The organism is Flavobacterium sp. NKUCC04_CG (genome assembly GCF_019345525.1).
Lineage (GTDB): Bacteria > Bacteroidota > Bacteroidia > Flavobacteriales > Flavobacteriaceae > Flavobacterium.
Map to the genome: position 1 here is coordinate 199,140 of NZ_JAHKRA010000004.1, position 12,815 is coordinate 211,954.

Here is a 12,815-nt window from a genome sequence, read left to right on the forward strand (position 1 = left end):
TATTTTTAGGGATTGACTGCGCAAAAAAACAATCAAAAACAATGAGTAAAGTAGCTAAATATTTAAAATTATCGGGACTAGAACCCTTGATCGTCACACCGGAAAGTTTATTTGTCAATGTAGGTGAGCGAACCAATGTTACGGGTTCTAAGCGATTCTTGAGATTAATACAACAAGAAAAATACGAAGAAGCCTTGGACGTTGCCCGTGCACAGGTTGACGGAGGTGCGCAAATCATCGATATCAATATGGATGAGGGCATGTTGGATGGGGTCTATGCGATGACGAAATTTTTAAATCTAATTGCTTCGGAACCCGATATTTCAAGAGTGCCTATTATGATTGACAGCTCCAAATGGGAAATCATTGAAGCGGGTTTAAAAGTGGTGCAAGGAAAAAGTATCGTGAACTCGATCAGTTTAAAGGAAGGAGAAGTAGCGTTTAGACATCAGGCTAAATTGATTCGTAGATATGGCGCCGCGGTGGTGGTTATGGCATTCGATGAAAACGGGCAGGCAGCTACTTATAATCGTCGAATTGAGATATGTAAACGCTCTTATGATATCTTGGTTAATCAAATGGGTTTTGCAGCTGAAGACATCATTTTTGATCCCAATATATTTCCCGTTGCCACGGGTATGGAAGAACATCGTAGAAACGCATTAGATTTTTTTGAGGCGACAAAATGGATACGTGCCAACCTGCCTTTTGTCAATGTATCTGGCGGTATAAGCAATGTATCGTTTTCGTTTAGAGGCAACAATTATGTACGTGAAGCGATGCATGCGGCTTTTTTATATCACGGTATTCAGCACGGTTTGTCGATGGGAATTGTCAATCCGGAAATGCTGATGGTATATGACGAGATTCCCAAAGATTTATTGGAAAGGGTAGAAGATGTGCTGTTAGATCGCAGAGAAGACGCTACCGAGCGACTGTTGAATTTTGCAGATCAGTATCAGAATGAATCGAGTGTACAACAAGAAGCGCCCAAAGAGTGGAGAAATGAAAGCTTACAAAATCGCATTACACATGCCTTGGTTAAGGGTATTGATGAGTTTATAGAATTGGATGTTGAGGAGGCCCGATTGTTAGCGGAAAAACCCATTCAAGTGATTGAAGGGAATTTGATGGAGGGTATGCGTGTTGTGGGCGACTTATTTGGTGCGGGAAAAATGTTCTTACCTCAGGTGGTTAAGTCCGCGAGAGTCATGAAAAAAGCTGTTGCTTATTTGTTGCCCTTTATTGATCAAGCTAAAGATGGGAGTTCCAATTCGTCGGGTAAGATATTGATGGCTACAGTCAAGGGCGATGTGCACGACATTGGCAAAAACATCGTAGCCGTGGTATTGGCTTGTAATAATTTTGAAATCATTGATTTGGGAGTTATGGTGAGTCCCGAGCGTATTATTCAAACGGCTATAGAGCAAAAGGTGGATGTTATCGGTTTAAGTGGACTGATCACACCGTCTTTAGATGAAATGGTTTATTTGGCTAAAGAACTCGATCGATTAAAAATTGATATACCCTTGATGATCGGCGGAGCTACTACTTCCAGAGCGCATACGGCAGTAAAAATAGCGCCGGAGTACTCTTTTTCGGTGGTGCATGTGAACGATGCTTCGCGTGCAGTTGGGGTTGCGGGTAATTTAGTCAGTAAAAAGCAAGATTATGCCTTACAGATTAGACAGGAATATGCCGATTTGCGTACGGGATATTTAAATCGTGCTCGCGAAAAGGATTTTTTGAGTATCGCTGCTGCGCGAAAAAACAAATTACAGTTGGATTGGACTATAGATAAACCGGTGGAACCGGCATTTTTAGGGGTGCAGACTATAGATGTCAATATTTCTGAATTAATCGATTATATCGATTGGTCGCCTTTTTTTAGATCCTGGGATTTGCACGGAAAATATCCAGAGATTTTAACGGATAAGGTCGTTGGAGAGCAGGCTCAGATTTTATGGGATGATGCCCAAGAGATGTTACAAGAAATTCAAAAAACTCAAATCCTAAAGGGCAAAGGGGTGTATGGAATTTTTAAGGCCAATCAGGTTAATGACGATGATATTGAGGTCTATGATCAAGAAGGGAATGTGTTGGATACCCTGCTCTTTTTACGGCAACAGCTTCAAAAATCCAAGGGCAAACCCAATGTTTCCTTGGCAGATTTCGTGGCTCCAAAGGCAAGTGGGATTTCCGATTATATGGGTTTATTCTGTGTGACAACTGGATTTGGAGTTGATGAAATCGCCGGTCAATATGAACAACAGTTAGACGATTATTCGTCTATTATGATTAAGGCGTTGGCCGATCGGTTTGCCGAAGCCTTTGCGGAGTATTTACACGCTAAAATCAGAAAAGAAATTTGGGGCTATGCGGCTGAAGAGACTTGGAATAACGAACAGTTGATTCAAGAACAATATCAGGGAATTCGCCCGGCCCCGGGATATCCTGCTTGTCCAGACCATCTCGAAAAAGAAACAATCTGGAAGTTGCTTGACGTAGAAAAGAGAACGGGAGTGGTTTTGACAGAGAACCTTGCCATGTGGCCGGCTTCATCGGTTTCAGGCTACTATTTTGCCCATCCTCAAAGTCGATATATCGGATTGGGAAAAATCAAATTAGATCAGGTAAAGGACTATGCGCAACGTAGAAATTGTACGTTGGAGTATGCTGAAAAATGGCTTGCTCCTAATCTGACAGAATTATAAAATAACAACCTATAGTGGTTCATGTCGATTTCCTGATATAGGTAATGCGGTCGTGATAAGGCACTAATTATAAAGATAAAAAAAATGAAAGTAACAGAACATATTGAATTAGCACAGAAAAAGGCCCGTTTTTCAATAGAAATTTTACCACCCTTAAAAGGACAGAACATACAGTGTATTTACAATAATATCGAACCTTTATTAGAAGCTAAACCGGCCTTTATAGACGTGACTTATCATAGGGAGGAATGTATTTATAAGGAAAAGGAAAATGGATTGCTCGAAAGGAAAATTGTCAAAAAAAGACCGGGTACTGTTGGTATTTGTGCAGCTATTCAAGAGAAATTTAAAATTGATGCCGTACCGCATATACTGTGTGGTGGTTTTACAACAGAAGACACGGAAAATTTTTTAATTGATTTGGATTTTTTGGGAATTGAAAATGTGGTGGCTTTACGCGGAGATGCGATAAAAAACGAAACCTACTTTAGAGCAGAAAGTAAGGGGCATCACTATGCCAATGAGCTCGTTGCACAAATCAGCGATTTAAACAACGGGATCTATTTGGATACGGAATTGGAGAACAGTCATGCTACCAATTTTTGTATTGGGGTTGGCGCTTATCCGGAGAAACACTTAGAAGCACCAAGTTTGGACGACGATATTCGATTTTTAAAACAGAAGGTCGATGCGGGAGCCGATTACATCATTACTCAGATGTTTTTTGACAATCAAAAATATTTTGAATTTGTCGAAAAATGCCGGACTGCAGGAATAGGGGTGCCGATCATTCCGGGTTTAAAACCCATTACTACTAAAAGACAATTGACACTAATACCCCATCGGTTTAAGGTTGATTTCCCGGAAGCCTTGGTTTTGGAGGTCAATAAGGCTAAGGACAATCAGGCCGTAGCGCAAATCGGACTAGAGTGGTGTAAGCAACAAAGTCGGGAGCTTTTAGAACACGGTGTACCGCTTTTACACTATTATTCTATGGGTAAATCCGATTTGATTCAGCAAATTATAAGGCAATTGTTTTAATTTTTAGGACTATTTTTTATTTGCCCATCCGCCCATCCGCCCATCTGCGTATCTGCGTATCCGCATATTTTACCTAACTTTGTTAGAAACGACAAAAAATGAAAATAGCTTTAATTCAGGCACCGTTAGTTTGGGAAGACACCGATGCCAATCTACGGTACTTCGAATCCAAAATAGAACAGTTGGAACAAGATACGGATTTGGTGGTCGTGCCAGAAATGTTTACTTCGGGTTTTACAATGAATCCGGAACGCGCTTTTGAAGTGATGGATGGGCATGCCGTATCATGGATGCAAAAAATGTGTATGCAAAAAAGTATTGCTTTGACTGGTAGTTTGATTATAAAAGAAAAGGGCAATTATTACAATCGGATGTTTTTTGTGTTTCCTAATGGTACGTATCAAACTTACGATAAGCGCCATCTTTTTTCCTTAGCGGGGGAAGAAAAAAAATATACAGCAGGCTCACAAAGACTAGTGGTAAGCTATAAAGATTGGAAAATTTGCCCGTTAGTTTGTTATGATTTGAGATTTCCAGTTTTCGCTCGAAATCAGGATGAAGCTTATGATTTGTTGATTTATGTAGCCAATTGGCCAGACCAACGAATTTACGCATGGGACAGCTTATTTAAAGCCCGTGCCATTGAAAACATGACCTATGCAATAGGAGTGAATCGAGTGGGAACTGATATCGGAAATAACCTGTATTCAGGTCATTCACAAGTTTTGGATTATATGGGTGAATACCTGATTCCGCCACATACAGGTGAAGCTGTATTGTATGCGAAATTAGAAAAAGCCAATTTGATTCAGGCTAGAAAAAAATTGGCTTTTTTAAGTGATGGTGATTCGTTTATTCTGACAGATTAAAAGTTTGATCGACATCCCAATTGGCGCGAACATCTATTTCCGTGGGGTAATAAATAACTTCCTCGGGTTGTTTGCGTTCAAAGAAATAACCTGTATCCCATTTTCCGTTTCGATTATCGTCGTAAATAGCTCGTAAAAAGTATTTTTTAGGAGGTAAAATATCAAATTGAAGTTTGGTGTTTTCTTCGGTAATTATGCTAGCTACCACAACCTCTTTGGAATCCAAGACTTCTACTATAACAGGAAAGCGCTTGACACCGCTTAGATTGACCAATAGATTGCCGTAGTCGGTGAGTGATTGCGTGCTAACCATAAAGTTTAAGCTGTCGTTCCTCTTGCCAAATAGGTCGGTTATGGCTTCCGGGAGTAATTGAATCTTATATTTATCCTGTTCCTTCTTTTCGAATTCTAAAGCAATTTCTTGGAGAAAGGGATGGCGAATCATTTTAAAGGGAACCGCTACAGTGTCTTTGTTGGTAATAAAAATTTTTGTAGAATCGACTTTTGTAAAGGGAGTCGTTGTTTTTATCCTAAAGGTGTCATTAAAATCCAGAACGCCCCGTTGAACAGGAGAGACAACTAAGGTATCGACCATTTTTATTTTTCGCGGGCGTATGGAAAATTGCTTCTCATAATCGCCTTTTTTAAATTGTACTAAAAGGGAGTCCACTTCCATTTTTGGAAACCACATTTGGAGCGAATCTTTGCCCGGTAGACTCGTTATGGCGTGTAAAACATCTTGGTCAACATTTTTCAGTTTAATTTCTAGTTTTTCGGAATTTCCACTATAAGGTATATACCATTTGTTTTCCGATACTTGAGAAGGTCTATTAACCTTGAGTTTTTCTTCCGATTTAAATAAGTTCAGCTCAAAAGTCTCTTCAGTAGGAATCGTAATCGGTTCGTTGATAAAAGCGATTAAATCCTGATCGGGGTCAAACTTAAAATTGTTGCTTTTGTCTTTTAAGGCGACCAAATAATAAGAACCATCTTTTACGTTTTCAATAGAAAAAGTTTTTAAACTGTCTAAGGTATTGGTAACATAGAGCGGTTTTTGTTTATAAACGGTAGAATCTTTAAAAGTTGCAGCGTCATACAGCATCACATTAACAAAATTGGGGTGGTCTTTTTTATAGGCCGCACGTATGCTTCCATTGACTTTTAAGGAGTCAATATACGAGCCGGTAGAAAAGATATATTTAAATTGTTTCAATGCATTCCCCTCATTGTTGTCTATAATACTTTCACCAAAGTTAAAACTGTAGGTCGTATTGGGTTTTAGGGTATCGATGATTTTTATGGTCAATTCTTTTTTAGCACTTCCAGCAGGACTGATGTCCGGTGCCGTTTCCATAGGTGGAGAAATAATCAATTGTTGGTTGATATTCTTTAATTTGATGTATTCGTCGAATTGGATTTTAATGGTATTTTCATTAAAATTTTTGCTGTAATTTTCTGGATTGCTCTTCAGCATCACGGGTGGAATGGTGTCTTTATCTCCACCGCTAATAACACCTCGTTTTGCACAGCTTACAAAAGTGGTTATTATAATAAAGAAAAGGGCAATCTGACGTATTCTCAACATGATATGGCTTTTATTTGACAAATTAACGACTATATTTTTTAGGAATAAAATCTAGTAGTAAAAACTTTATTGAGTTTGTGCTAAACACAAAACACTAATGGAGGAATTGGGGATCTCTAAGATCTTTTTACCACAGGATTCCAAGGTTCCGCCGGTTGTTAATATATCGTCGAGGATTAGAAAATGCTTGCCTTGATGCAGAGGTTGAGCATGTATGTTAAACCGCAATTGATTTGTTTTAGTACGCTCAAATAGGTTTTTACGGGTTTGCGACACAGTATAAATATCTTGGGTTAGTAGGTGATAGTCAATGGGTATATTAAAGTGGTCCGATAGTGCTTCGGCGAATCCGTTGACTTGATTGTATCCTCTAATGGATTGTTTTTTTGTGTGTAACGGTACGGGTATTATGATGTCAACCGTTTGCAACCATGGACAATCCGTTAATTGAGAGGCATATATTTGCCCGAGATAATAACTGATTTGGGGCTGATTTTTGTATTTTAAGTGATGAAAAACTTGCTGTACGAATCCGGTTTTTGTAAAATAGAGTAGGCAAGAACAATTCTTTAAGCGCAGTCTTCCGTGAAATCGTTGGTGTGCTTCATTTTCTGAGTGCAGATGTTGGAAGGTAAAGGGCAATTGATGCAGGCACTGTACACATAGAAAATCCTGATTGCGCAACAAGTGGTTGTCGCAGCCGAAACAACATTTTGGAAAAAGAACATCAATGATGGTGGTCAAAGGCATTTTTGTGTTTTAGCGGTTAAAGTTTGTGTTTTTCAGTAAGTTATAATTTAATTTGGATGGTAAAGTAGTTAAAAAAAATAAAAAAACGGTATAGAATTGCTTTTTAATTCGTAAATTGAAGAGAACCTTCTACCTTTGAGGGGTCAATAATATATCGTATCGTAGTATGAAAAACAGCCTAGAAAACACCCAGAAGAAAATAATGCACTTAATGGTGAGTATTGCTCAAAAGGATCAGGGGAATGCGGAGCGTCAAATCGAAGAAATTAAGGAAATGATTTTGGAGGGGCTCGATTATACTGCAGACGATGAGGAACTGGTCAAATGGAGTAAGTACTTTAAAATAGTTGAGGAATTAGAATCCAAATTGGGAGTATGATGATGGAAGTAGTTGAGTTGGCTTGTTATTGTGGACATAAAATGGGTTTTGAAGCTTGTTGTAAACCTTTTATAATAGGGAAGCAAAACCCCAGTTCTCCTGAACAATTAATGCGTTCGCGTTATACGGCATATGTATTGATTGATGCAGATTATATTTTAAAAACCACCCATCCCAAAACGCGTTATCTCCATAAAAAGCGCGATATTCTGGCATGGGCTAAAGAAAGCGACTGGGCGGGTTTAGATGTTTTAGAGGCTCATGATAATCTCGTGGTTTTTAAAGCCTACTATCGCGATAGAAACCAACAACTCATCACGCATGCTGAAAATGCTGTATTTGAACAGGTTGCGGGGAAATGGTTTTATTTAACAGCCAAATAATCAAAGAGGTGTTGCTGTTGATTACAGAAAGAAGAAAGGGCTGAATCTTGGAATAGGGTTGTTTTTCTAAAGTAGCGATAACATGACCAATATATAAATAATCGGAAGCAATTGCCGGGTGCAGTTTGTTATTCTCAATACAATAAACATGTTAAAAGCGGTAGTTATTGGTGCCACAGGTGCTACGGGTAAGGAATTGGTTGAGGGATTACTTCAAAGCGATGCGTATGAAAGTGTAACGGTTTTTGTTAGAAAAAATCAGGCTTCTAGCAATTCCAAATTAATTATTCATCAAGTCGATTTTGAACAGCCAGAGAGCTGGGCGCATCTCGTTGTTGGTGATGTGGCTTTTTCTGCTTTGGGAACCACTTTAAAGGTTGCAGGTAGTAAAGATAAACAGTGGAAGGTGGATTATGATTATCAATTTCACTTTGCCAAAACGGCTAAAATAAATGAAATTCCCTCTTTTGTATTGGTTTCTGCTATAGGGGCTGATGCCAAATCTTCGGTTTTTTATTCCAGAATGAAAGGCGCTTTGGAGCAGGCCATTATCAAGCTAAATTTTGAGAAATTATTGATTTTTCAACCGGGTTTACTAATTAGACCAGGAACCGATCGTCAGGCGGAGGCTAGCTTTGAAAAGGTGATACGGTTTTTTAATCGCTTGGGAATCGCTCGTAAATACCGACCCATTGCTGTTTCGGATTTAGCCCAAAAGATGATTGCGTATAGTTTATCGACAGAAGCGGGGGTAAAAATAATCAGTAGCCGTGAACTTTTTACTCAAAAATAAAAATAAAAAGGACGTTTCTTGGCTAGAGAAACGTCCTTTATCATAAAAAACAGGGTGTTGTTTTATGTTTTGCTTATCCTTTTTTTGCGAATTCTAAATTTACTTTAAGCGTTACCTCTTTTGCGATAGCCTGTCCAGAAGGGTCGTAGGCAACATCAAAATCGAAACGATTAATCGTTGTAGTAGCTTGGAATCCCATTTTTTGATTTCCTTGTCCATCATCCTTAAGTAGTCCACCATAAACCAAATCAAATTTTACGGGTTTAGCAATTCCACGAATCGTTAAAATTCCGTCTAATACATAATTGTTGTCCGAAATTTTCTTAAGTGATTTTGAAACGAAAGTGATGGTTGTGAACTTATCCGTATTAAAGAAATCGTTTGTTCGCAAATGATCATCACGCATTGAAACGCCTGTATTGATACTGTTGGATTGGATGGTGAAATCAAATTTTCCATCGGTCAAATCGGCTTTGTTACTGGTGAAAGTTCCGTCGTATTTATCAAATTTTCCTTCTACGAAAGAAATGCCTAAATGTTTAACTGAAAAAGTTAAAAAGGAATGCATTTGATCTACTTTCCAAGTTGTTTGTGCAAACATGGTTGCTGATGCGAATACCGCAACAAATAAATAAATAAATTTTTTCATGGCTAGTTGTTTAATTAATTACAAATCTAAGAGCTTATTACTTCTTGGAACTTAATCTAGATTAATAAATAGGTCTCTAGAGAAATGTAATTGGTTGTGAATACTTAAAGTTAGTGTTTATTTTGATTTTTTTTTTATTTTTAGTTGAAAATTTATACTATACCCTTAAGGTTTAGATTATTAATTATTAATTTTTAAAAATTTGAAGATGCATAAAGATTTAGAAGTTTGGAAAAAATCCATGCAATTAGTTACTGAAATATATCTCGTAACTCAATCTTTTCCAGAGGAGGAGTTGTATGGTTTGGCAAGTCAGATAAGACAATCGGCAGTGTCAATCCCCTCAAACATTTCAGCAGGTGCTGCCAGGAAAGAGAACCTGGAGTTTATTTCATTTCTACACCTGGCTTTAGGTAGTAAAAATGTACTGGAAACACAATTAATTATTGCTTTCAATTTGAAGTATATGAGTGATAAGCAACACATCGATTTAAAATTGAAAGTAGGTGAAATTGGGAAAATGATTTTAGGATTGATCAACTATTTTAAAAATAAAAATAGCAACAATCGCGAATCATTATAAAAACAAAGAGCCACTTATTAGTGGCTCTTTGTTTTTTATTACATTCTTCTTAACCAGTTTCTAATGGAAACTTCGTCGTTGATGATGTTTTTTAAGTCTGCAATGTTTACACGATCTTGTTCCATACTATCTCTATGACGGATAGTTACAGTTTTGTCTTCAAGAGTTTGGTGGTCTACGGTTATACAGAATGGTGTTCCCAGAGCGTCTTGACGACGATATCTACGGCCTACAGCATCTTTTTCATCGTATGCTACGTTGAAGTCCCATTTCAATTCTTCGATGATTTCATGAGCCAATTCTGGCAAACCATCTCTTTTGATTAAGGGTAACACAGCGGCTTTGGTTGGAGCCAATACCGAAGGTAATCTTAAAACGGTTCTTGTGCTGCCGTCTTCTAGGATTTCTTCTTGTAGTGATTTGGAGAATATAGCTAGGAACATACGGTCTAAACCTACAGAGGTTTCAACTACATACGGAACATAACTGCTGTTGGTTTCGTTGTCGAAAAATTGCAGTTTTTTACCGGAATGTTGCTCGTGTGCTTTTAAATCGAAATCCGTTCTAGAGTGAATTCCTTCTAGTTCTTTAAATCCGAACGGGAAATTAAATTCGATATCCGTTGCGGCATTGGCATAATGAGCCAATTTTTCGTGATCGTGAAAGCGGTAATTTTCTGCTCCCATACCCAAGGACAAATGCCATTTTTGACGGGTTTCTTTCCAGTATTCATACCATTTCATCTCTTCGCCTGGCTTAACGAAATATTGCATTTCCATCTGCTCAAATTCGCGCATACGGAAGATGAATTGACGGGCTACGATTTCATTTCTAAAAGCCTTACCGGTTTGTGCAATTCCAAACGGAATCTTCATTCTACCCGTTTTTTGTACGTTTAAGAAATTGACAAAAATACCTTGAGCCGTTTCTGGGCGCAGGTATAAATCCATAGCAGTGTCTGCTGAAGCACCTAGTTTAGTCCCGAACATCAAATTGAATTGACGTACTTCGGTCCAGTTTCTAGATCCCGTTTCTGGATCGGCGATTTCCAATTCTTCAATCAAAGCTTTTACATCGGCTAAATCACCAGTATCTAAACCGCGAGCCATACGTTCTAAAATCGCTTTTTTTCTAGAAAGGTATTCTACCACACGAGGGTTGGTAGTTATAAATTCTTGTTCATTAAAAGAGTCGCCGAAACGCTTGCTCGCTTTCTCGATTTCTTTCTGTGCTTTTTGATAGATTTTTTCACAGTAATCTTCAATCAATACATCGGCACGGTATCTCTTTTTAGAATCTTTGTTGTCGATTAAGGGGTCGTTAAAAGCATCAACGTGACCCGATGCTTTCCAAATGGTCGGATGCATAAATATTGAAGAATCAATACCTACAATATTTTCGTGCATTTGAACCATGGATTTCCACCAGTATTCACGAATGTTTTTTTTGAGTTCCACTCCGTTTTGAGCATAGTCGTAAACTGCGCTTAAACCGTCATAAATTTCGCTGGACGGAAATATAAATCCGTATTCCTTTGCATGCGAAATAACATTTTTAAAAATATCATCTTGTTTTGCCATAATGCAAAAATAGCAAAAGACTTGAGATTATGAATAGGATCAGTCGTTTTTTAATGTAAGCAGCGGTAGGAACTGCTTATACGCTGATAAAAAGAGTGTAATTAATCACTTTTTTGCTGTTTTAACAGTTTTAGAGTGTGTTCCAAATGCCCTTGACCTTGCCAGTTATCGTGACCAGGGATGATGAATTTGGCACTTTTAAAACGTTTTTGTATATTGATAATACTGGTAGGCCAGGCTTCCAAATTGGCTTCACCTATATAGCCAAGATCGGTGGCTGCACTGCTTTTTACTAAGCATCCACCATCTAACACGCTTTGTTTTGGAAACCAAACAACGATGTTGTCAAAAGTATGCCCTTCTCCGACAAATAACAGCTCAAAAACATCTTTACCAACCGTAAATACCGCTTCATCTTTAAAAGTGTGTGTGGCGGTTGCTAAACCTTCGGCTGCTAATTTCTGATTTGTTTTTTGCGAAGCATAGGTATCTATGCCTAAACGGTTAAAAAAGTCAAATCCTCCTGCTCGATCTTCGTGCCAATGCGTGGCAAATACCTTGACAACGGCTAACTGATGTTTTTGTTGAATGGAATCGAGTAGCGGTTGATTGAGTTGTTTGTCCCATGGCGTATCGAAGAGAACTACACCTTCTTCGGTAACCAAATAGAGGGCGTTGGAAGAATATAAGGTTCCGTTAAATGTTTGATAAGTAGTATAAGTATAGAGGTTTTTAGTTATTTTTTCGATTTGCAAGGGTTTGTTTTGCGCCTGTATACCAAAGGTAAATATAGATAAAACGACTAGTAGAAACTTTTTTAGCATAATAAAAATAAAATAAAGGAAAGTTAAGGCTGCTACTCTCGAGTAAAAATAGTGTCCGTATCTTGAAGGTATTCGTCTAGAGAATCTCCTTGTATATCTTTTTGTAGTTCTCTAGAAAGGGTGTTCATGTCCATTATGTTGCTGCTAAAGACTGCTGCAAAAAGCAGTGTCCATATCAAAACAAAAATAGAGGCAATAATTCCCAAAATCAAACCCGTAATAGGTAGGCCTAAGGAAGCGTTTTCTCTTTTGGCTTGTGTATATCCAATAATTCCGAATACAATAGCAAGTACACCGAAAATCATGGCAAAAAATCCAAAACAGGGGATAAAAGCGGTTAAAACACCTAAAATCCCCAATACCAATGCGGCAATTCCCATACCTTGACCGGCATTGCTTTTCTGTATTTGACTGTTTTCCATAGTTTGAAATGGTAAAATTAAATATCCTTTTTTTTGTTAAAATGAAGAGCAAATATAGAATAAAAAAAACAATTCGTTCGTTTTTATATCTTTATTGAGTTTTTTAGCAAAAGTTATTTATTTCTAAATGTTTAGCTAAGGCGTTGTTTTAGCAAGATTATAGTGCTGGATAGGAAGCTGGTCGGCATGGATGGTCCTGATTGTCTAAAAGAGAATTATAGTCGTTTGGCTTTTATTGGTGAC

The 12,815-nt window shown here is 38.0% G+C and carries 13 protein-coding genes; 7 read left to right on the plus strand and 6 right to left on the minus strand.

The window, feature by feature from the left end:
- Nucleotides 1-41: 41 nt before the first annotated feature.
- The 3 genes from metH (at nt 42) to KO524_RS04875 (ending at nt 4,624) form a co-directional block, all read left to right on the plus strand.
- Entirely contained in the window at nt 42-2,714 is a 2,673-nt protein-coding gene (metH, locus tag KO524_RS04865; protein ID WP_219291065.1) for a methionine synthase, read from the plus strand.
- An 84-nt stretch (nt 2,715-2,798) separates the two neighbouring features.
- A complete protein-coding gene (gene metF, locus KO524_RS04870; RefSeq protein ID WP_219291068.1) occupies nt 2,799-3,755 on the plus strand; it encodes a methylenetetrahydrofolate reductase [NAD(P)H] in 957 nt (318 codons plus the stop codon).
- 98 nt (nt 3,756-3,853) lie between these two features.
- Complete coding sequence (locus KO524_RS04875) at nt 3,854-4,624, plus strand: amidohydrolase (RefSeq protein WP_219291072.1); 771 nt, start codon at nt 3,854-3,856, stop codon at nt 4,622-4,624.
- Here the strand turns inward: KO524_RS04875 and KO524_RS04880 are convergent.
- On the minus strand, nt 4,608-6,209 hold the full coding sequence (locus KO524_RS04880) for an Ig-like domain-containing protein (protein WP_219291075.1): 1,602 nt from the start codon (nt 6,207-6,209) through the stop codon (nt 4,608-4,610). The genes KO524_RS04875 and KO524_RS04880 overlap by 17 nt on opposite strands.
- Nucleotides 6,210-6,275: 66 nt before the next feature.
- On the minus strand, nt 6,276-6,959 hold the full coding sequence (locus KO524_RS04885; protein WP_219291078.1) for a ComF family protein: 684 nt from the start codon (nt 6,957-6,959) through the stop codon (nt 6,276-6,278).
- A gap of 166 nt (nt 6,960-7,125) precedes the next feature.
- Here KO524_RS04885 and KO524_RS04890 point away from each other — a divergent pair, with 166 nt between their 5' ends.
- From KO524_RS04890 to KO524_RS04900, 3 genes are all read left to right on the plus strand, one after another.
- Nucleotides 7,126-7,338, plus strand: coding sequence for a hypothetical protein (locus KO524_RS04890; RefSeq protein ID WP_219291081.1), 213 nt, complete (start codon nt 7,126-7,128; stop codon nt 7,336-7,338).
- Entirely contained in the window at nt 7,335-7,721 is a 387-nt protein-coding gene (locus tag KO524_RS04895; RefSeq protein ID WP_255555144.1) for a YchJ family protein, read from the plus strand. Before KO524_RS04890 ends, KO524_RS04895 begins: the two co-directional genes overlap by 4 nt.
- 148 nt (nt 7,722-7,869) lie before the next feature.
- The gene (locus KO524_RS04900) at nt 7,870-8,514 is read left to right on the plus strand and encodes an NAD(P)H-binding protein (protein WP_219291084.1); all 645 of its coding nucleotides are present in this window, start codon (nt 7,870-7,872) and stop codon (nt 8,512-8,514) included.
- A gap of 73 nt (nt 8,515-8,587) precedes the next feature.
- Here KO524_RS04900 and KO524_RS04905 read toward each other — a convergent pair whose 3' ends face one another.
- Nucleotides 8,588-9,163 (minus strand): YceI family protein, encoded by a 576-nt coding sequence (locus tag KO524_RS04905; RefSeq protein ID WP_219291087.1) that lies wholly within the window; start codon nt 9,161-9,163, stop codon nt 8,588-8,590.
- A 208-nt stretch (nt 9,164-9,371) separates the two neighbouring features.
- Here KO524_RS04905 and KO524_RS04910 point away from each other — a divergent pair, with 208 nt between their 5' ends.
- Nucleotides 9,372-9,746 (plus strand): four helix bundle protein, encoded by a 375-nt coding sequence (locus tag KO524_RS04910; protein WP_255555146.1) that lies wholly within the window; start codon nt 9,372-9,374, stop codon nt 9,744-9,746.
- A 38-nt stretch (nt 9,747-9,784) separates the two neighbouring features.
- On the opposite strand, the gene KO524_RS04915 is transcribed toward KO524_RS04910, so the two are convergent.
- The 3 genes from KO524_RS04915 to KO524_RS04925 form a co-directional block, all read right to left on the minus strand.
- The gene (locus KO524_RS04915; RefSeq protein ID WP_219291093.1) at nt 9,785-11,326 is read right to left on the minus strand and encodes a glycine--tRNA ligase; all 1,542 of its coding nucleotides are present in this window, start codon (nt 11,324-11,326) and stop codon (nt 9,785-9,787) included.
- 101 nt (nt 11,327-11,427) lie between these two features.
- Nucleotides 11,428-12,150, minus strand: coding sequence for a BlaB/IND/MUS family subclass B1 metallo-beta-lactamase (gene bla, locus KO524_RS04920; RefSeq protein ID WP_219291096.1), 723 nt, complete (start codon nt 12,148-12,150; stop codon nt 11,428-11,430).
- Between the two features lie 32 nt (nt 12,151-12,182).
- Nucleotides 12,183-12,572 carry a DUF4190 domain-containing protein gene (locus tag KO524_RS04925; protein WP_219291099.1) on the minus strand — a complete coding sequence of 130 codons (390 nt, stop codon included), beginning with the start codon at nt 12,570-12,572 and terminating at the stop codon, nt 12,183-12,185.
- Nucleotides 12,573-12,815 lie beyond the last annotated feature (243 nt).